Annotated in this window: 20 protein-coding genes; 7 read left to right on the top strand and 13 right to left on the bottom strand. The window is 64.5% G+C overall.

The features are described from left to right. Window positions 1–15: 15 nt before the first annotated feature. The 3 genes from J1M87_RS23195 to J1M87_RS23185 form a co-directional block, all read right to left on the bottom strand. Entirely contained in the window at window positions 16–1,014 is a 999-nt protein-coding gene (locus J1M87_RS23195; RefSeq protein ID WP_206492150.1) for a substrate-binding domain-containing protein, read from the bottom strand. 408 nt (window positions 1,015–1,422) lie between these two features. Beyond that, complete coding sequence (locus J1M87_RS23190; RefSeq protein ID WP_206492149.1) at window positions 1,423–3,003, bottom strand: carboxylesterase/lipase family protein; 1,581 nt, start codon at window positions 3,001–3,003, stop codon at window positions 1,423–1,425. After that, the gene (locus J1M87_RS23185; protein ID WP_206492148.1) at window positions 3,000–3,602 is read right to left on the bottom strand and encodes a TetR/AcrR family transcriptional regulator; all 603 of its coding nucleotides are present in this window, start codon (window positions 3,600–3,602) and stop codon (window positions 3,000–3,002) included. Before J1M87_RS23185 ends, J1M87_RS23190 begins: the two co-directional genes overlap by 4 nt. 158 nt (window positions 3,603–3,760) lie before the next feature. Here J1M87_RS23185 and J1M87_RS23180 point away from each other — a divergent pair, with 158 nt between their 5' ends. Beyond that, window positions 3,761–3,931, top strand: coding sequence for a CsbD family protein (locus J1M87_RS23180; protein WP_206492147.1), 171 nt, complete (start codon window positions 3,761–3,763; stop codon window positions 3,929–3,931). Between the two features lie 210 nt (window positions 3,932–4,141). Next, window positions 4,142–4,861: a GAF and ANTAR domain-containing protein gene (locus J1M87_RS23175; RefSeq protein ID WP_206492146.1), complete on the top strand. Its 720-nt coding sequence runs from the start codon at window positions 4,142–4,144 to the stop codon at window positions 4,859–4,861. A gap of 219 nt (window positions 4,862–5,080) precedes the next feature. Here the strand turns inward: J1M87_RS23175 and J1M87_RS23170 are convergent, their stop codons facing one another. The 5 genes from J1M87_RS23170 to J1M87_RS23150 all read right to left on the bottom strand — a co-directional run bounded on the left by J1M87_RS23170 (window position 5,081) and on the right by J1M87_RS23150 (window position 10,197). Then, window positions 5,081–6,097, bottom strand: coding sequence for a zinc-binding dehydrogenase (locus J1M87_RS23170; RefSeq protein WP_206492145.1), 1,017 nt, complete (start codon window positions 6,095–6,097; stop codon window positions 5,081–5,083). Further along, window positions 6,073–7,596, bottom strand: coding sequence for a phosphonate ABC transporter, permease protein PhnE (gene phnE, locus J1M87_RS23165; RefSeq protein ID WP_374222417.1), 1,524 nt, complete (start codon window positions 7,594–7,596; stop codon window positions 6,073–6,075). The genes J1M87_RS23170 and phnE overlap by 25 nt, the downstream gene beginning before the upstream one ends. Before the next feature lie 65 nt (window positions 7,597–7,661). Next, a complete protein-coding gene (gene phnC, locus J1M87_RS23160) occupies window positions 7,662–8,468 on the bottom strand; it encodes a phosphonate ABC transporter ATP-binding protein (RefSeq protein WP_206492143.1) in 807 nt (268 codons plus the stop codon). Beyond that, complete coding sequence (locus tag J1M87_RS23155; RefSeq protein ID WP_206492251.1) at window positions 8,468–9,436, bottom strand: phosphate/phosphite/phosphonate ABC transporter substrate-binding protein; 969 nt, start codon at window positions 9,434–9,436, stop codon at window positions 8,468–8,470. The genes phnC and J1M87_RS23155 overlap by 1 nt, the downstream gene beginning before the upstream one ends. A gap of 62 nt (window positions 9,437–9,498) precedes the next feature. Next, the gene (locus tag J1M87_RS23150; RefSeq protein WP_206492142.1) at window positions 9,499–10,197 is read right to left on the bottom strand and encodes a phosphonatase-like hydrolase; all 699 of its coding nucleotides are present in this window, start codon (window positions 10,195–10,197) and stop codon (window positions 9,499–9,501) included. A 108-nt stretch (window positions 10,198–10,305) separates the two neighbouring features. Here J1M87_RS23150 and J1M87_RS23145 point away from each other — a divergent pair, with 108 nt between their 5' ends. Next, complete coding sequence (locus J1M87_RS23145; protein WP_206492141.1) at window positions 10,306–11,019, top strand: GntR family transcriptional regulator; 714 nt, start codon at window positions 10,306–10,308, stop codon at window positions 11,017–11,019. 27 nt (window positions 11,020–11,046) lie between these two features. Beyond that, window positions 11,047–12,168 (top strand): TIGR03364 family FAD-dependent oxidoreductase, encoded by a 1,122-nt coding sequence (locus tag J1M87_RS23140; protein WP_206492140.1) that lies wholly within the window; start codon window positions 11,047–11,049, stop codon window positions 12,166–12,168. A 79-nt stretch (window positions 12,169–12,247) separates the two neighbouring features. Here J1M87_RS23140 and J1M87_RS23135 read toward each other — a convergent pair whose 3' ends face one another. From J1M87_RS23135 to J1M87_RS23120, 4 genes are all read right to left on the bottom strand, one after another. Further along, window positions 12,248–13,438, bottom strand: a complete 1,191-nt coding sequence (locus J1M87_RS23135) for a Dyp-type peroxidase (RefSeq protein ID WP_206492139.1) — start codon at window positions 13,436–13,438, stop codon at window positions 12,248–12,250. A gap of 25 nt (window positions 13,439–13,463) precedes the next feature. Then, the gene (locus J1M87_RS23130; RefSeq protein WP_206492138.1) at window positions 13,464–14,018 is read right to left on the bottom strand and encodes a copper chaperone PCu(A)C; all 555 of its coding nucleotides are present in this window, start codon (window positions 14,016–14,018) and stop codon (window positions 13,464–13,466) included. Next, window positions 14,015–15,490: a PepSY domain-containing protein gene (locus J1M87_RS23125; RefSeq protein WP_206492137.1), complete on the bottom strand. Its 1,476-nt coding sequence runs from the start codon at window positions 15,488–15,490 to the stop codon at window positions 14,015–14,017. Before J1M87_RS23125 ends, J1M87_RS23130 begins: the two co-directional genes overlap by 4 nt. Window positions 15,491–15,669: 179 nt before the next feature. After that, on the bottom strand, window positions 15,670–16,200 hold the full coding sequence (locus J1M87_RS23120) for a hypothetical protein (protein WP_206492136.1): 531 nt from the start codon (window positions 16,198–16,200) through the stop codon (window positions 15,670–15,672). 161 nt (window positions 16,201–16,361) lie between these two features. Between J1M87_RS23120 and J1M87_RS23115 the strand changes: the two genes are divergently transcribed. The 3 genes from J1M87_RS23115 (at window position 16,362) to J1M87_RS23105 (ending at window position 17,843) form a co-directional block, all read left to right on the top strand. After that, window positions 16,362–16,610, top strand: coding sequence for a hypothetical protein (locus tag J1M87_RS23115; protein WP_206492135.1), 249 nt, complete (start codon window positions 16,362–16,364; stop codon window positions 16,608–16,610). A 72-nt stretch (window positions 16,611–16,682) separates the two neighbouring features. After that, complete coding sequence (locus J1M87_RS23110; protein ID WP_206492134.1) at window positions 16,683–17,426, top strand: SagB family peptide dehydrogenase; 744 nt, start codon at window positions 16,683–16,685, stop codon at window positions 17,424–17,426. Window positions 17,427–17,453: 27 nt separating this feature from the next. After that, window positions 17,454–17,843: an ABC transporter ATP-binding protein gene (locus J1M87_RS23105; RefSeq protein ID WP_206492250.1), complete on the top strand. Its 390-nt coding sequence runs from the start codon at window positions 17,454–17,456 to the stop codon at window positions 17,841–17,843. Window positions 17,844–17,852: 9 nt separating this feature from the next. On the opposite strand, the gene J1M87_RS23100 is transcribed toward J1M87_RS23105, so the two are convergent. After that, on the bottom strand, window positions 17,853–18,428 hold the full coding sequence (locus tag J1M87_RS23100) for a TetR/AcrR family transcriptional regulator (protein WP_206492133.1): 576 nt from the start codon (window positions 18,426–18,428) through the stop codon (window positions 17,853–17,855). Between the last annotated feature and the right edge of the window lie 71 nt (window positions 18,429–18,499).

The following is an 18,499-nucleotide window of genomic DNA, read 5'->3' as shown; positions in this document are numbered from 1 at the left end:
TCCGGTGACCCGAGATCAGCCCCAGCAATTCTCTTCGCCCCATGCGGTGTCCTGCGAATCGAGGCCTGCGACCGGCTTGTCGGTGATGAGCTGCGAGCCGGTGTCGTTGAAGCCGCTGGGCTTGGTGCCGTCCTGGGCGAACTTCACAACGGCGTCGACGCCGTCCTGGGCCATCTTCGCCGGGAACTGCATCACCGTCGCACCGATGATCCCGGACTTGACGTTCGCCACACCGGTGCAGCTGCCGTCGATCGAGCCGATGACGATCTGATCTGCGCGGCCTGCCGACTGGATCGCCTGGTAAGCGCCGGCCGCTGCGGGCTCGTTGATGGTGTAGAGCGCGTTGACGCCCGGGGCTCTCTGCAGCAGGTTCTCCATGGCGGTCTGCGCCTTGGTCTGATCGCCGTTGGTGTTCTCCTGACCGACGATCTCCGGCGAGTTGTTCGTCAGGCCCATGCCCTGCAGGAAGCCGTCGTGCCGGAAGGTGTCGACCGTGCCACCTGCGGTGCCGTCGAGCATGATGACCTGCGGCACGGTGGACCCCAGGGTGCCCTTGACCCATTCGCCCTGGCTCACGCCTGCGGCCTTGTTGTCGGTGGCGAACGTGGCGTCGACCGCGTCCTCGGGGTCGGTCGCGGTATCGAGGGCGATGACGACGACGCCGGCGTCACGGGCCTTCTTGATCGCGTCCAGCACACCGGTCGAGGAGTTCGGAGTGATCAGAATTCCCTTCACGCCCTGTCCCACCATGTTCTCGATAGCCGAAACCTGGCCCTCGTTGTCACCGTCGAAGGCACCGGCCAGGGCCACCAGCTGGGCTCCGCTGGCGTCGGCCTGGGCCTGCGCTGCTTCACGCAACTTCACGAAGTACGGATTCGAGTCCGTCTTGGTGATGAGACCGACCTTGACGCTGTCCGAGTCAGAGCTGCTGCAGGCGGTCAGGCCGAGTACGAGCGACCCGGCCATGAGCGCGGTCCCGATCGTCAACGCGGACTTCCGACGGTGATTGAACATGTGGACTCCCTTGTCCCCGGCCACGCGGTCGCGTCGCTCGATTGCAGGAGCTTAAGGCGCATACAAGCGCTTGCGCATGCGCTTTCGTCAAAAAATTTTTCGATTTCTTTCCGAAGCCCGACGAGGACGATTCGTGACGGGGGTCACGATGGTCCGGCACCCTCCCCGATGTCCACTTGCCGGTCTTCACTCGCCGGTCTTCACTCGCCGGTCTTCACTCCTCGGTCTTCATTCGCCGGTATCCACTCCCCGGTCTTCACTCCCGGTCTTCACTCCCCGGTCTTCACTCGCAAACGCGCGCGCGTTCGTCATCCGCGTTCGGATTTGTGCTCTGCGATGGGGCTACTTCGCGCGCGTCTGGCGAATGCGCGCGCGTTTGCCGAGGGGCAGAACACCGGGACGCGCCACTCAGCGAGTGAGTGCGTTCCAGAAGTCGCAGTGATGCTCTGCATCGGCGTCGATCACCGAGATGTCGCCCGAGACGAACTGCAGCACGGGTGTGTCGGTGACGGTGGTGCGGGGCCACTCGGGCGCACCGCCGGCCTCGGGTGTTCCCGTATGCGCGAACGAGGTGAGGTACGCGATCATCGTTCGGGCGAGATCGTGCTGCGCCGGAGTCTTCAGCACATCGTGACCGGCAAGGTCGAAGAAGTACGGAATATCGGTTGCATGAGCAGCGTCCTGCGGCACACCGGACGCGCCGACACCGCTCACGTCCGTGGTCCCGGTATCGGCGAATTCGTACGAGTACACCGGTGCCTGCGCCGCGAGCGCGCGATTGTTCCGATAGGTGGGGCAGGACCATCCGGCGTCGGTGGTCGCCGACGCCCAGGCGACGGCGGCAGACGGAAAGCCCTGCAGCGGATACAGATCGGCTACGCGGCCCGCATTGCCCCCGAACGCGTCGGCCAGAAGGGTTGGGTACGACTGCGCCGTCACAGCGGAGGGGTCCGCCAACAACGCACCTCCGACGAACGAATTCTGTTCCGCTCGATTCCCACCGGAGAACACCGGAACCGGCAGTGCTGCGCCATTTTCGACGGCCTGCCTCGGGTCCTCGGGGAGAAGGTCGGTCCCGTACGCGAGGACGTCGGAGAAGTACTCCCCCTTCGCCACCAGAGCGTCCACGGGTAGTGCGCGCAGACAGTCCACGACGCCGCTTCCGGTACAGCCCAACTGCTGCGCGACATCGCTTCCCACCGACTCGTTCTCGGCCAGTGACACGTACGGGCGCTGCTCGGGTACACCCGGGAATATCGAGCCGGCGGGAAAGTCCAACGCACACGATCCCGACATGATCGCGGCCTTGTCCACCAGCCCCTGTGCCGCAGGCGAAGTCAGAAGAGCGCACGTAGCCATTCCACCCGCGGACTCCCCGAACACCGTCACATTGTCGGGGTCTCCTCCGAACGCCGCCGCGTTGTCGTTCACCCACCGTAGGGATTGAATCTGATCGGCGAAGCCGAAGTTCCCGGCACCGTCCACACCGGGCAGTCCGAGATAACCCAGCATGCCCAGTCGGTAGTTCACGGTGACCACGATGACGTTGCCCTCCGATGCCATGCGCTCGGCGTCGTAGTCCGCTCCGGAACCGGTGGTGAATCCTCCGCCGTGCCACCACACCATCACCGGGAGTGGAGCATTCGTTGTGTGCAGTGGTGCGATCACATTCAAGAACAGACAGTCCTCGTTCGTCGACGGTGCACCCGACTGCGCCGAACTCTGTGGACATGCTGGACCGGTCTCGGTCGCGTCCGCATCCGCACTCGACATCAGAAGAGGTTGCGGGGGTGCCCATCTCAGATCACCAACAGGTGGCTCGGCGTACCTGATCCCGAGAAACTGACGACTGTTCTCGGTGGCCAGACCGTGCAGGGTGGCCGTGGTGGTGGCCACGTCGACCGGCCCGTTTCCGGTCTCGTCCGAGGGCGACGCGCATCCGGCGACCGTCAGCAGCAGTGCAGCGAGAGCCAACGACAGCTTCCTCATGGAGGATCCAATCGTGTTGCAGCGTCGAAAATTCGGCGAAGCTCGTCCGCGAGCGCTGTCGAATCGTCGCCTGAGCCCACTCGCCATACTGCTGCGTCGAGGGCGGCACGAATTGTCATCGTCATGATTCGAGTGTCGAAAGATCGGAACTCTCCATTGCGCTGACCTTCCGCGAGGAGGGTATCGACTTCGAGTAACTCGGCTCCGTGCTCGGATCGGTCGGTGCGTGCACTCACCGCAGCGAAGATGGCCGACAGCGCCTTCATGTGCCGAGGGTAGGCAGCATAGAACGCGACGCTGCCGCTGATGAACTCCAGCAGGGCATCTCGACTCGAACCGGCCGCACCGACGAGGGGACCGACATACTCGTCCCCGAGCGCGTAGACCGACCCAACGACACCATCGAGCAGTTCTTCACGGCTTCCGAAGTGATACGAGACAACACCGCGGCTGACTCCGGCGCGTTCGGCGATGCGGACGAACGAGGCTTTCTCCACCCCAGCATCCGCGATCACGTCGACGGCACATTCGATCAGTTGCGCGCGCCGAGCGTTTTGAATGAACGTGGGCTCTCGACGAGCAGCCTTGGGCGAGGGCATGTGCCAGACATTAGCATCGATGACACTTTTTTCCCATACCTGTCAGAAATGAGATGCGGTCGCACTGTGACCTAAGTCTCATTACTGCGGCGTGCGCTTTCGGCGTCGAGCATCGACCAACTCTTCAGTACCAACCCGGCACGAGAAAAGGAATTCACATGAGCTTCATCGACAAGGCGAAGAACGCAGCAGAAGATGCCCTCGGCAAGGCAAAGGAAGTTGTCGGCGACGTCACCGACAACAAGGACCTCGAGGCCGAGGGCAAGAAAGACCAGGGCACGGCAGGGGTGAAGAAGGTCGGCGAGAACATCAAGGACACCTTCAAGTAATCGACGACCGTGAGGGCCGCCGATCCCAGGATCGGCGGCCCTCACCTCGTTGTGCCGGACCCTCGGTATTGGTTGAACAGCGATCTCGGTGCGATGTATACACTGCACAGCGCTGGCCGTTCGGCCGGTACGGGCGTCCAGCAGAAGGCGCATGATGTTGGACCTCTCCGACGAAAGGGCGGCAGAGGTCCCATGCGAGAGGACCCTGTGATGTCGACATCACCTGACGATGTCCACTTTTCCAGCTCGTCCCACGCATCGATGCTTGCCGAGTTCGCCCGCTCACTGCGCGACAGCCGTCGGTCGATGCCCAAGACCGTCAGCTCTATCCTGCGTACCGCGATTCGGCTCATCCCAGATGCCACCATCGGCTGCGTCACCACCGTGAACAAGGGTGAACGCACCGTCGTCGCATCCACCGATCCGTTGGCGGAGAAGCTGTGTCGACTTCAATACGAACTCGACGAAGGACCCATACCCACCGAGGTACGACACATCGACGTCGTTGTCTCGGACGACCTCGCGAGCGAGTCGCGCTGGCCGCAGTTCGCAGCCCTCGCAGTCGACGAAGGGCTCCGGTCTCTGGCCGCATTCCAGCTGTACAGCAACGCCGATGATCTCGGGGCTCTCGTTCTCTACAGCACCGTGCCCGACGCATTCGACGCCGACGCGGTGGAGATCGGCGAAGCACTCGCCGCCCACGCTGCCATCGCGATGCTCAGTGTGCGCGACAACGAGCAGTTTCGCGCCGGGCTGGCCAGCCGCGACATCATCGGCCAGGCCAAGGGAATGATCATGGAACGCTTCGGCCTCGACGCGGTACAGGCATTCGAGTTACTCGCGAAGCTGTCGCAGCAGCAGAACCTGCCCTTGCATCGGGTGGCTCGCGATCTGGTCGAGGCTGATCACCCGACGAACTCGACCTTCTGACCACCTCGGGGTTTCGATCAGCTGCTTGCGAGGAAGGCTGTCGGTGGTATCGGCTGGCAACACTCGATATCCGCGGGCGGTTACGTCGTTGAGACAACAGCGATAGACCGCTCGTCGCCGCAGTTCTGGCCGACAGCTCGAACACCACCATTGTTCGACGCTGTCCGCGGCTGGGATACACAGCGTTGTGCCCGCGAGGTGCCTATCCGGCACCGCTCCTCACGGTGCAACCGACGACCGAAGGATTCCCGCCGATGTCGGCCGCAACACCGATGCGAGTTCGGCCAAGGGCACCGGTGCCTCGACGAGGGTTTCCCACGGATACTTCTCACCGGTAGCAGCCAGGAAGTCGACGGCTCGGTGCAGGTGCCGCGGCTCGTAGTTGTGGATTCCGGTGATGGTCAGCCAGTTCCGCACAACTGCTTCGGGGTCGACGGAGATCGGTGCGTCCGGCGCGACGGATCCCGCGAGCACGAGCCGCCCACCGATATCGAGTCGCTCCGAAGCCGCCTGCACAGCCGAGGACGATCCGGAGAAGTCGATGGCCACATCGGTTCGTGCGCCGGCGTCCGGCTCGGCCCCGAATGCGCGGGATCGATTCTGCCGCTCGAAGTCTCGATCGAGCACTGACACCGATGCTCCTCGCTCACTCGCTGCCGCGGCTGCCGTGACCCCCAGCATCCCCGCTCCGACGATCAGTACCCGCCGGCACTCGACATCACCGGCGGCGTCGAGAGCGGCCATCACCGTCGCCGTGGCACACGCTGCGGGCGCGGCGACGGCGTCGGGCATGGTGTCGGGTACCCGGGCCACTGCGGTTCCGTGCGGGAGCACGATGTGTCGGGCGTAGGAGCCGCTGAGAACCCATGAGCTTTCCGCGGATTCGTGACCCACCTTGCGCACGGACGAGCACTTGGCCGTGAAGCCGGAGGTGCACCGGGCGCATCGACGACACGGTACGGTCACCGACCAGACGATCCGATCCCCCACCTGCGCAGACGATGTCGCATCACCGACGGCAACCACACGGCCGACAGCCTCGTGTCCGAGTACCGACGGACACGCTGCGTGCCGCCTACCGGACACGGTGTGCAGATCGCTCCCGCACACCGTGGCGAGATCGACACGCACCAGCAGTCCTCCCGGCTCGAGGGCGGGAATCTCGATGTCCCACATCTCGATCCCGGTCCCGGTCCATACGGCAGCCTGTGTCAGACCAACTGTGATCTGATCCATCCGGAGATCCTTTCCACGACATACACCACGATGAAGATGACGAGAACGATCGCACCGGCGACATCGAAATTCAGAGTGCGAATGGACTCGAACAGGAGGAAGCCGACTCCGCCTGCGCCGACGATGCCCAGAATCGTCGATGTGCGGATGTTCACGTCGAGCAGATACAGACTCGACCCGATGATCGACGGAATAGCCTGCGGAACAATAGCGCTCAGCGTTCGGTTCCACCAACCGCCACCGACCGAGGCCACCGCTTCCACTGGACCGGGGTCGATCTCCTCGATCGCGTCGGCAACGAGTTTGCCGAGGAATCCGATGGATCCGATGGCCAATGCGCAGGTTCCCGCCACCGGACCCAGTCCGAGCGCTGCGACGAACACGACGGCGAGGATGAGTTCGGGGACGGCGCGAACCAGCAGGATCCATGATCTCGCGATCCAGTACACCGTAGGGTGCGGGGACGCGTTGCGCGCGGCCAGGACTCCGACGGGAACGGACAGTGCGATTCCGATCGCGGTGGCTACGACTCCGATGGCGACGGTCTGTACGGCAGCGTCGAACAGGTCCGCTCCCAGCGCGGAGAAGTCCGGTGGGACCATCCGCCCGAACACCTCGATCGACGGCCCGATCCACGTCAGAAGCGAGCGCGGATCCAATTCGAGAACCACGAACGACGCCACGACCGCGAAGACGAGCACGGCCGACGCCCCGACCCGCATCAGTCGATCACGCTGCGGACCTGCCGCGGAGGGCACCAGCAGCATCCGGCGAAGGGCCATCGCTGCCAATTCCATTGCGGCGATGATCGCCAGGATCACCAGCACGATTCCGAGAGCACGCGGGTAGATCAGTCCGCGAAGTGCGTCCTGCAGGGCGAATCCGATACCGCCTGCCCCGACGAAGCCGAGCACCACCGACATGCGCAGGTTGATGTCGATTCGATAGACGAAAGCTCCGATCCATGCTGGAACGACCTGCGGGACAACGGCGTTGATCATCTCCCGGCAGTAGCCGGCTCCGGCTGCTCGGAGCGCCTCCCGCGGCCCGACGTCGGTCTCTTCGATGGCGTCGGCGAACAGTTTGCCGAGCATGCCGATGGAATGCAGTGCGAGGGCGAGGATACCGGGCAGCACCCCGATTCCCAATGCCCTGACGAACAGCACCGCGAACAGCAGATCCGGCATCGCCCGGCAGAACGTGATGACGGCGCGAGCAACGCTGTAGAGGACCGGGTGCGGCGAGGTGTTCCGTGCCGCCGCAAATGCCAACGGTACCGAGACGATCGCTGCGAGCACGGTGCCCAGTACGGCCATGAGCAAGGTGTCGAGTGCGAGGGAGACGATCCGGCCGGTGTCGTCGACGCGGGGCGGCAGCATCCGCTCGAGCAGATTTCCGACATCCTCCAGACCGTCGATCAACGTGGTCGGCGCGAAGTCGATGTACCCGGCCGAGAGCACGGTGAGAACCAGCGCGCAGACGCCGAGCGCCGGCAACACCCATCGACGACGACGCGGGTCGTGTTGTACTGCAGCGTTTGCGGGCTTGGGTTCGGCGGTGACGGTCATGTCGGTGCCACCGTGGTTCTGTTCCCGGGGTCGGGCGCGATTCGCTGGTAGATCGGCATGATGTCCTCGCGCTGGAGACCGGCGGCCGGACGATCGAGCACCAGCCGGCCGTCTCGCAGACCTACGAGGCGATGTGCCCAGCCGAGCGCGAGATCGACCTGATGCAGGGTGCACACCACGGTCAGCTTTTCCTCGCTGCACACCCGCTGCAGCAGGTCCATCACCACACTCGCGTTCTCGGGGTCGAGCGAGGCGACAGGCTCGTCCGCGAGCACGATCCGTGGACGCTGCATCAGGGTGCGTGCGATTGCCACCCGTTGCTGCTGCCCGCCCGACAGTGTGTCGGCGCGTCGATCAGCGAAGTCCGCCAACCCGACTCGGTCGAGGCACGCCCGCGCTTCCTCCCGCATCGCTTTCGGGTAGGTGGCCGCGCCGTAGCGCGGAACAGACAGACGGCCGATACCTCCCACGAGAACGTTCTCGAGGCAGCTCAACCGACCGACGAGGTTGAAATGTTGAAAGATGAAGCCCACATCTCGACGCAGTTCGCGTACCCGACGCCGGTTCGCGAGGTCGACGCGAACATCGAGGGCGGTGATGCTCCCCGAGGTGACGGGATGCAGGCCGTTGATGCACCGCAACAGCGTCGACTTGCCGGATCCGGAAAGCCCGAGCAGAACCAACATCTCGCTGCGATGCACATCGAGATTCACGTCCTTGAGCGCGGTGGTGGATCCGAACGCCTTGGTGACGTTTCGGACGCTGACCACCACATCGCCTCGGTCCATCGGTGCGGACATCATCAGCCCCGGCACTTCTCGGAGCCGGTGATCTCACATACGGCACGGACGCCGTCGTAGTCGCTGTCCTGCGCGGGCACGACGCCCCAGGCATCCTCGTCGGTGATGCGGCATTCCTCGGCGCAGATGCCGTCGGCGACGAAGGCATCCGAGTTCATGCCCTCGCTGAACACGTCCTCGAGCTTTGCGATGGCGTCGGCACCCAGATCGTCGTTGGCGGCGAAGAGCGAGCCGGCGATGGTGTCGGACTTCCAGACGGTTTTCAGTTCGCCGGGTGCGATCTCGCCGTTGTCGATCATCGTCCGGTCGACCATGGTGTCGAATGCGAATCCGGCGTCGCAATCGCCCGCTTTCACAGCAAGTACCGATGCATCGTGCCCGCCGGCATAGATCGGGGTCATCGCGGCGGAGATGTCGGCCTCGGAACCGGAGGCGATCACGTTGTCCTCGATGAGTCCCGCTGTCGGATAGAGGAATCCGGAGGTCGAGCTCGGGTCCACGAAGCAGACCTTCTTTCCCGCGTAGTCGTCGAGACTGTTGACCGAGGCATTGTCCGAGCGAGCGATTCCGTACGACTGGTATCCGGGAGGCGTGCCCTCGTCCTGAACGACCGCACCCAGCGGCGTCATCCGTGCGCCGTTGATCCCGGCGACGACGTAGGCGAAGGGGCCGAAGAACGCGATATCGACGTTGCCTGCGATCAGACCCTCGACCACACCGGCGTAGTCCGAGGCCTGGATGAACTCGACGTTCGCTCCGGTCTCGTTCTCGAGCCGCTCGATGACGGGGTCGTAGCTGGCCTTCAGATCGGTCGAGTTCTCCGCGGGAATGGCAGCGAGCGTGATGGTTTCGGGGAATCCCTGCTCGGTGGTGGCTCCGTCGGAGGAGCTCGAGCAACCGGCAGCGACCAATGCCGCAGCAGAGAGCATGGCCGCGGCGGCTGCGGCACGACGGCGAGAGGTGGTGATCATGGTGTGGTGTCCGTTCGGGCTGTGGTGGATGTTCAGGGCAGAGCTGTTCAAGACAGAGATGTTCAGGGCAGGACGATGGGGGGAAGGTCGGCGACGCTGTCGAGCACGTGGGTGGCACCGGCGTCGCGCAGCTGGCTGCCGGAGTGCGCTCCGGTGAGCACACCGACCAGCAGAGATGCGCCTGCGCGTCGACCGGACAGGATGTCGCTCGACGTGTCACCGACGACGGCGACGGCGGAAATGTCGCTCACCTCGGAGAGCAGGGCAGCCGAGAGCACGAGATCGGGATGAGGACGGCCGCGACCGGCGCTGCCGGGTGCGAGGAAGGCGTCGGGCAGATCCCGCCAGCCGAGCGCATCGATGATGCGATTCTGGGTGGAGGTCGAGAATCCGGTCGTCAGAACGACAGTGACACCGGACTCACGAAGCTTCGTGATCGCCTGGGCCGCACCGGGTACCGGCGATACGCCATCGTCGATGCGCGCGTCGTACGCCGATTCGAAGGCGCGGTTCGCGACCTGAGCACGGTCCTCCGATCCGAACAGCGCCCGGAACACCTCGATCTTGGACTGCCCCATCGTGTCGAGGACGTAGCGGCGGGCATCGTCGCGTTCGGGGCCGGTGTCGGCGAGTCCGGCTGCGGTCGCAGCGGCTTCGAAGGATTCGAGCACCAGACCGTCGTCGCTGACCGTGGTTCCGGCCATGTCCAGGACGACGAGTTCGATGGCGGTGCTGGTGTGCGGGCTGGTGGGGTTCGGCATGACGAAGAGACTGCCGTTTGGTATAGACCATTGCGTGGAACCCGGGTGAACACATAGTGAACGACGCGCGAAGAATAGGTCTAGACCAATTAGTGCTATGGTCTGTCCATGGTTGTCGACACCGAACCTCGCGTACTCAAGCACCAGATCGTGCGTAGGAGTCTCGACGCCATGCTCGACGGGATGTCGGCGGGCGATGCGTTTCCTTCCGAGCGCGATCTCGCCGATCGATACGACGTGTCTCGCGAGACGCTGCGTCAGGCCATTCGAGAATTGTTGGTAGCCGGTCGAATCGAACGACGCGGCCGTGCGACGGTTGTTGCCGAACCCAAGGTTGTACTGCCGTTGGCCATCGGCTCGTATACCGAGGCCGCGCGGGAGAAGGGCATGAGCGCCACCCGAATCCTGGTCGGCTGGGACGTCTTCCGCGCCGATGAAACTCTGGCGGATCTACTGAGAATCGACATCGGCACGGAGGTGGTCCAACTCGAACGCGTCTTCACCACCGGCGACGTTCGAGTGGGACTGGAAACCACTCGCATCCCCGCGTCTCGCATTCCGGGCCTGCAGGACAGTTTCGATCACCGTTCGTCGCTGTATGCCGAATTGGCAGCACGGGGAGTCGCATTCGGTCGCGTCGTCGACACCATCGAAACCGTCCTCCCTGACGCCAGGGAGGCCGCACTGCTCACCGTCGACACTCGGACACCGATGTTTCTGCTGGGCCGTGTCTCCTACGACACGGACGGGGTTCCCATCGAACACCGGCGATCGCTCTATCGCGGAGACCGGATGACCTTCACCGCTGTCATGGACGCCTGACATGACCTCTCGAGGAAGACGCCACTCATGACATCGACATACGACGTCGTCGTGATCGGGGCCGGCATCGTCGGTCTCGCACACGCCTATCACGCTCATCGGCGCGGGCTCACCGTAGCGGTGGTCGATCATGCCGATCGCGTCGCAGGCGCCTCGGTGCAGAACTTCGGACATGCCTGCATCACAGCGCAATCCGGCACCGCACTGGACTACGCGCGAGCCGGCCGCAGTCACTGGCTCGACCTCGCCCGTACAGCGGGCTTCTGGGCTGCCGCATCAGGCACACACTGCGTAGCCCGGCACGAGGACGAGTTCGCGGTGCTCGAGCAGTTCGCCGAGCTGCGCGGCGAGGAGCAGGTACAACTACTGGACCGCACCGAGGTGCTGAGCCGACTCCCTCTTGCCGACACCGATGTGGTCGGCGGCATGTATCTTCCGCAGGACGTGCAGGTGGACCCGCGTGCTGCTGCGCCCGCAATCGCACGCTGGCTCGAGACCGCCGGAGTGGATTTCCACTGGCGCACCGCTGCAATGTCGTTCGCACCGGGCGTCGTCCGCACCTCACGCGGCGACCTGCATGCCGGCACCACGTTCGTCACCGTCAACCACGACATCGATCGCCTGTTCCCCGAGTACGCCGAACGCGGCGGGCTGGTGCGGTGTCGGCTGCACATGATGCGCGCCGCACTCCCGCTGCGTGCGCCGCTACCCACGCCGCTGTTCACCGGTTGGTCGCTGCTCCGGTACTCGGGTTTCGAGAATCTGCCTTCCGTCGCAGACGTCGCCGCTCGCCTGCAAGCCGAGTATCCCGACTACGTCGAGCTCGATCTGCACCAGATGTACACCCCCCAACCAGACGGGTCGATCCTGCTCGGCGACACACACGTTCGCGAGATCACCGCCTCCCCCTTCCAGAGCGAGGACGGCTTCGAGGTACTGCTCACCGAAGCTCGGGCGCTGTTCGGAGTCGACCGCATCGAGGTCACCGAGCGGTGGCAGGGGACGTACTGTTCGGCACCGGGTTCGGAGTTCCTGCTCGAAGAACCGGTCGATCGTGTGCACATCGTCACCGTCACCACCGGGATAGGCATGACCACCAGCATGGGTCTGGCGCTGTCCACTGTGAACAGGACCCTGGTACCGGCCTGAGCGCACCTGGTTGTTCACGATCGAACTCCGGCTGCTTCGATCCCGCCGGCCGGAGACGATCGTGAACACCCCGGTGCGTCTACTCGAGCAAGCTCTGGCCCAGATAGCCGTCCTCGACCACTCCCGGCAGTATCGCGAACACCGCAGATCCTATCGGTGTGGTCCACTCGTTGAGCGCATCGAATTCGTCGAGACGCTGCTGAATCGGCAGAAACTGGGTCAGTACATCGCGCTGATAGCTCGCGAACAACAGCCCGGAGTTCGACACCGAACCGGGATCAGGCGGATCGTCGTAGTTGTACGCGCGCCGGAAGATGCGCTCGTCCTCTCGGGTGTGCCGAGCGCGCGCAATATGCGAGGACGGCGGAATGACGGGAATGCCAAATCGGTCGGTCGCGTCGAAATCGGCCTCGTCGAATTCACTGGCTCCGGTCAGTGGGGCACCGGTATCGAGAGTTCGCCCTACCGACAATTCCCGCCCGGGTCGATCCAGCTCGTCCCAGGTGTCCATCTCGATTCTTATGCGCCGTAACACCATCGACGTTCCGTGTTGCATCCACGGCTGATCGCTGCCGTCGTCCCAGACCAGGGTGTCGAAGTCGGTGCTCCCAGCCGCCGGATTGACCGTGCCGTCCACCTGTCCCATCAGGTTGCGCATCGTGGTGCCCGATTGCTCCGTACCACGCGCTCGACGGAATCCACGCTGCGTCCAGGCGATGGTCACCAACGAGCGAACGTTCTTGGTGAGCACCCGCACCGCGTGCGCGACGGTGACCGGATCATCGGAACACACCTGCAGTATCAGATCGCCACCCGTGAATTCTGGCTCGAGACGGTCGATTTCGAACGCCGGGAGCGGGGCCAGCCAGGACGGTCGTCGATCCGGTAATCCGATCGCATCGAACACACCGGGACCGAGTCCGACGGTGATCGTCAGACGCGCGGGCCGAAGGGCCAACTCTGCTTCGGTATCGGCCAGCGCCGGTGCACCGGCAGTCAACCGTCCGATGTCCTCGGTCCAGACCTTCAAGATCCCGATCAGCTCCGCACGCCCGACGCGACTGCGCAGATTCAGCCCGACGAACGCCGAGTGCGCCTGCGGTGGAACGGTATCGATTCCGGCCTGATGCAGCCCGCGCCACGGCACCGTGTCACTTCCGGTGGCAGCCGCCTCGGCGCGACGGTCGTTGATCCCGCAGCCGGTCGCCGCTCCGACGCCCGCGACGCCGAGCGCGGCGACGCCTCCACCGAGGAGGCGTCGCCGGCTCATCGAGCGTGGAAACCGGTTTTCCTGCTCACCCACCGTTCGCCGGTGCCGATGTCGCCGATCCGTCCATGCTCATCCCGCCGGGCTGATAGTTCTCCTGGGCACCGGAGAAGTCGCGAACCTGTGCGGTGAACGTCGTGGTCGACGCATCCTCGAACTCGAGCGTGAATTCGGCATCGGCTCCGGGGGTCAGCGGCGAGGTGACGTCCATCAACATCAGGTGATCACCGCCCGCGGCGAGCACATGTGTGCCGCCTGCCGGAATGACGAAGCCGCCTTCCTTGGGCCGCATCACCATCGCACCATCGGCCCCAGTTGCCATCTCGTGCAATTCCATTCGGCTCGAGGCAGGAGACGACGCTCCGACCACGTGCACATCGGTGTCTCCGGTGTTCTGTAGTTCGGCGAAGGCAGCTGTCATGCCGGAATCGGCGGCCTTGACCCATTGCTCGCGCACGACAACGGAATCGGACTCCTTCGCGGCAGTCTCGGTGGAGCCATCGCTGTTCGAGCATCCGGTGAGTATCAGACCGGTGACCGACAGGGCAGCCACCAGCATCGAAGTACGTCGGGAGAGGTTCATACAAGTTCGCTTTCGTGTTGGGAATCATGTACTACGGCCGCTCGGGTCCGCGCTCGACTGATCGAGCCGAGGACCACATCGACCGCGAGGAAGGCCACCAGGCTCAGGCCGAGCAGCGGGACGAACCACCCGACGGCACCCGCAACGACGGCCAGTGCGACGGCCGAGACCGGCGAGATGCGGCGAATACCGCCGCGGAGGGGCGGCCGACCCGCGCTCAGACCGCTCGCTCTGGTGGGACGGCGTTTCCACCACATCATGTACCCGCGAACGATGACCGATGCCAACGCGACGGCGAGTGCAAGGAGCGCAAGCTGATTGGCCACGCCGAACAGTGTCCCCATGTGCAGTTGAATGCCCCAGGCCGACAACTTGGCTGCCAGCGGCCAGTCGGAGAAGCGCGAAATGTCGACCACCGCGCCGGTGCTGCCGTCGATCGAGATGGAATCGTTCGACATCACCCAGGGCTGACGGGTTTGGGCGACGACGAAGGCCGCGTCCTCCGCAGCGGGAATCGATGCCTCCACCGCCCCGTCGATGCCGTCGGCTGCAGCGATGTCGAGCACCGAATCGATCCGTCCGACATTGAAGTCGGCCGTCGACGCGTCGGTCGACATATCCATCGAATGACCATCGTGACCGGAGTGATCGCCCGCCGTCGCTGCGCCGGAGGAACCGATCGTCTTCGTGACGGTCGGGGTGGTCCAACTCATCGCCGCCCGTAGGTCGCTGACGTTCTTTCCCGCGTAGGTGGACCACGTGAGCCCGGTGGCCGACAGGAAGATCAGACCCACCGCTATCCAGATTCCGGCTACACCGTGCCAGTTCAACGAGCGGTTGCGTCCCTTCGATCGTCGATCGAAGGTGAACAGACGTGCCCTGTCAGGGTTGCGTCGATATCGCTCGAACCACAGGAACACGCCGCCGAGCGCGATCACCCACAGCCACGAGGCGGCGAGTTCGCTGTAGAGGCGACCGGGCTCGCCCAGGTGCAGGTGTCGATGGAGTTCGGAGATCCAGCTGCGCACCGGCAATGCGCCGGACGAGCCGTACACCGGTAGTTCGCCGATGGTCGTCGCGGTGGCGGGGTCGACGAAGACGGCCAGCCGCTTGGATTCGCCGAGGGTGGGGTCGGTGAACATCACCCGCGTCGTGTCGCCGGGATCGGCGGCGGGGCGCACTGCGGCGACGGTGAGGTCGGGTCTTTCGGCCTGGGCGGCTCGTATCTGATCCGACACCGGCGCGGCCGCGCCTGCGGCGTCGACGTGCAGGTAGTCCCGATACATCAGTTGTTCGATGGTCGGTGCGACGGCGTACAGGCCGCCGCTGATGGTGGCGATCAGGATGAACGGTGCGATGAGGATGCCCGCGTAGAAGTGCAGCCGCAGGATCAGCGGACGCCAACTGCGGGGAATGGTCGGACGGGTGGGCGGGGAAGGATCGGCGATGCGTTCCAATTCCGGTGTGGACACGAGGACTCGTTTCGTGAGGAATGCGGGCGCGCGGATGTGCGCGAGGTGGCATCGCAGGACGGATCGGGCCGCACGGAGGCGGCGCGCGTCACCGAGAGTGCGATGTGCGGTGTCGAATGCGGCAACAGCCCATTACCCGACGGCCGAACGGCACGGGCGGGTGTGAGATCGGGCTGTGCTCAGGCAGTTCGAGCCGGTGGTCCTCGATTTCCACAGCCGGAGAGGTCGAGCAGTCGGTAGGAGCGCGGAACTCGGTAGACCGGGAACGGTGGGCTGATGCGATTCTCGTCGACGACGAGGGTTGCCAACAGCGGAAGGGCCCTCCGAAGTGAGGTGATGGCACGCCGGATTCCGTGCTCCGCTCCGCGGATGGCCAGCGCCCCGACCACCACTGCAACGGCGTGGGCGGCCAGCATCTGCTGACCGAGCATCGGACCGTGATGGTGACCGTCGACGGCGGTGAGCAGCAGGTGTCCGATCGCCTGAGCTGAGGCCAGCACAACCAGGAGCTGCGCTCGGGGTGCCGCCGTGTTCGGTGTCGCCGATGTCGCATATCCGACCGCCGCGCACACGAGCACCAGCATCACGATCGCCGCGTCGGAGGGGAACATCCCGCCGCCGAAGGTGTGTGCTGTTGCCGTGACCAGGGCAGACAGAGCACCCACGGAGGCACCGCGCAGGGGCGCGAATCCATCCGTGGTGGCAGACATGAACGGGATCCTACTACCGACTACGCCGCGTAGTAGACCAGGCATCCGAAACATATCTTCGGGCTCCGGAGCCGGACCGGCGGTCTTTTTTCGGATGGTTATCCTGATCCTCGGTACTCGAATCGTCAACGGTCGAGCCGCGAGATCGGAAGTGGATACATATGGCAGAGGATTCGGACGTGGCTCAGGCGCGGGTGTTCGCCGACATGCTGAACGTCGAGATCGCGGCTGCATCGAGTCGCGTGGAGGCGTCCGAGCAGCTCGCGCGCACGGCATTGCGCGTCGGCGACGCTCGTAGCCATGAGTGGCACGGCGGCGAAACGCAGGCGCACAAGCAGGCCCTCTACGAGCTGCATCGCCAACTGACCGCACTGCGAACCCGGTTTCCCGCCGTGCACTGCGACTCGTAGAAACCACACGGGATTCAGATACCCAGCAGTCCTTGTCGACACTGATTACCGTGTTCGTTAGAGTCGGGCTCCATGGCCGAAGACTCGCTCGATTCCGCGGTCGCGCGCGTCCATGAAGTGCACCGATGCCTCGTCGATCGCGGCACCCGCGGTGTTCTTCCGACGGTGCCTGCAGCAGACGGGACGTGTGCGCTGCTCCCGCCACTGCCACTGCCACCGATGCCGCTCGACACAGCACTGCGTGACCGTCGTTCGCACTATCGATTCGCGGACATGGACCCGCGCCAGCTCTCGACTCTTCTTCGGTCGGCCACGGGGCCCGGCCGGCGAGTGGAGCGGCCGGACGGCACGCCGCACACCTTCCGCATGAACCCGACTGCTGGTGGCCTCGAATCGATCGACCTGCATCTGGTTGCCCTCCGCCGTACAGGTGAGATCGGCTCGGGAACCTATCTCTTCGATCCACATCGACATGTGCTGAGCAGAACCGGCACCGGACCGTGCATCGACGCGCTCGAATCATGCCTTGTGCAGCCACAATTCGCGCGGCGGTCGCCGTTCGTCGTCGTTCTCGTCGGACGCCTCGACCGAACCCTGATCAAATACTCGGCACGCCACTACCGCACCCTTCACATCGACGCCGGCGTCGTCGCGCAGAACCTCTATCTGGTCGCGACGGCACTGAGATTGGCGTGCTGTGCAATCTCCGGCTTCTACGACGCGGAGATCTCGAACGTGCTCCGCCTGGACCGATTGTCCGTTCCGCTACTGGCTTTCGCGCTCGGCGGACTCGACGAGGGCGGCAAACAGGGGTAACCGGCAACAGCCCCGCCTGCAGCCGGAATCGAACACCTCGCCGACCGGACTGTCGATTCGCTCTCCGGCGGAGAGCGTCAACGCACGTGGATAGCAATGGCTTTGGCGCAGGAAACCGAAATCCTTCTACTGGACGAACCCACCACGTATCTCGACGTTCGTCATCAGATCGACGTGCTGGAACTGGTCGTCGACCTGGTCCGGAATCGGGGCAAGACGGTGGTGATGGTGCTGCACGATCTCAATCAAGCTGCGCGGTACTGCGATCGAATCGTGGCCATGTGCGCTGGTGCCATCGTCGCCGACGGCCATCCCCGCGACGTCGTGACGCCGACGCTGCTCCACGACGTATTCGAGATCCGAGCCCGAGTAGTGGCCGATCCGGTTGTCGGTAGGCCGATGTTCATAGCGGAGTGAGCTTCTGCGTCAGAGTTTGCCCACGACGGCGATGATCAACTCGGTCAGTTCATCTGTCGCTTCCTCCGGTGCGATGCCACCCGAAACCGCCGCCTGCGACAGCGCTTCGGCTGCACCGAAGATCGCGGTGATCGACGACGCGGAGATCCCTCCGGAGCCGCTGAACGGCTCGAGAATCGACCGGCACCGATCCGAGTACGCCCGTTCGGCCGTTCGCTTGACCCGTTCGAGTTCGGGTGAGCCCTCCAATGCCGCCAGCACACCCGTCAGTTCGCGCCCCTGTGCCAAGGTGCAGCCCACGTACGAGTTGGCGATCGCGCGTGCGCGTCCGTTCAACGACGTGGGCGCGGCGTGCAGCGATTCCTCGAGCATGGCCGTCTGCCGGTCGTCGAATTCTGTGAAGAGTGCGGCCAGAAGTTCTGCCCGCGAGGCGAAGTGGCTGTACACCACGGGTTTTGCGACGCCTGCATGCTCGGCGAGCCGGCCGAGGGTCAGTGCGTCGGCACCCTCGGCTCGGACGAGGGCCCAGGAGACCTCGACCAACTGTTCGTATCGGTCGGAGCGAGACAGTCGCGTCCGGGCCATCCGGAACCTCCTTGCGCTATATACGAATAGTAACCTACTCTTGGTACATAGCCGTTTCGCCCCATCGAAGG

Origin of the sequence: Rhodococcus sp. KRD162 (genome assembly GCF_017168335.1) — a bacterium.
Taxonomy (GTDB): domain Bacteria; phylum Actinomycetota; class Actinomycetes; order Mycobacteriales; family Mycobacteriaceae; genus Rhodococcoides.
Note: the sequence above shows the minus strand (reverse complement) of the source record. Positions and strands in the feature narration are given on the sequence as shown.

Coding starts and splice junctions, on each gene's coding strand:
- J1M87_RS23120 (WP_206492136.1), bottom strand. CDS start 16,200: ATGTCTGCCACCACGGATGGATTCGCGCCCCTGCGCGGTGCCTCCGTG.
- J1M87_RS23190 (WP_206492149.1), bottom strand. CDS start 3,003: ATGAGGAAGCTGTCGTTGGCTCTCGCTGCACTGCTGCTGACGGTCGCC.
- J1M87_RS23130 (WP_206492138.1), bottom strand. CDS start 14,018: ATGAACCTCTCCCGACGTACTTCGATGCTGGTGGCTGCCCTGTCGGTC.
- J1M87_RS23195 (WP_206492150.1), bottom strand. CDS start 1,014: ATGTTCAATCACCGTCGGAAGTCCGCGTTGACGATCGGGACCGCGCTC.
- J1M87_RS23100 (WP_206492133.1), bottom strand. CDS start 18,428: ATGGCCCGGACGCGACTGTCTCGCTCCGACCGATACGAACAGTTGGTC.
- J1M87_RS23170 (WP_206492145.1), bottom strand. CDS start 6,097: ATGGATCAGATCACAGTTGGTCTGACACAGGCTGCCGTATGGACCGGG.
- J1M87_RS23185 (WP_206492148.1), bottom strand. CDS start 3,602: ATGCCCTCGCCCAAGGCTGCTCGTCGAGAGCCCACGTTCATTCAAAAC.
- phnC (WP_206492143.1), bottom strand. CDS start 8,468: ATGATGTCCGCACCGATGGACCGAGGCGATGTGGTGGTCAGCGTCCGA.
- J1M87_RS23140 (WP_206492140.1), top strand. CDS start 11,047: ATGACATCGACATACGACGTCGTCGTGATCGGGGCCGGCATCGTCGGT.
- J1M87_RS23135 (WP_206492139.1), bottom strand. CDS start 13,438: ATGAGCCGGCGACGCCTCCTCGGTGGAGGCGTCGCCGCGCTCGGCGTC.
- J1M87_RS23175 (WP_206492146.1), top strand. CDS start 4,142: ATGTCGACATCACCTGACGATGTCCACTTTTCCAGCTCGTCCCACGCA.
- J1M87_RS23115 (WP_206492135.1), top strand. CDS start 16,362: ATGGCAGAGGATTCGGACGTGGCTCAGGCGCGGGTGTTCGCCGACATG.
- J1M87_RS23150 (WP_206492142.1), bottom strand. CDS start 10,197: ATGCCGAACCCCACCAGCCCGCACACCAGCACCGCCATCGAACTCGTC.
- J1M87_RS23145 (WP_206492141.1), top strand. CDS start 10,306: ATGGTTGTCGACACCGAACCTCGCGTACTCAAGCACCAGATCGTGCGT.
- J1M87_RS23155 (WP_206492251.1), bottom strand. CDS start 9,436: ATGATCACCACCTCTCGCCGTCGTGCCGCAGCCGCCGCGGCCATGCTC.
- J1M87_RS23110 (WP_206492134.1), top strand. CDS start 16,683: ATGGCCGAAGACTCGCTCGATTCCGCGGTCGCGCGCGTCCATGAAGTG.
- J1M87_RS23180 (WP_206492147.1), top strand. CDS start 3,761: ATGAGCTTCATCGACAAGGCGAAGAACGCAGCAGAAGATGCCCTCGGC.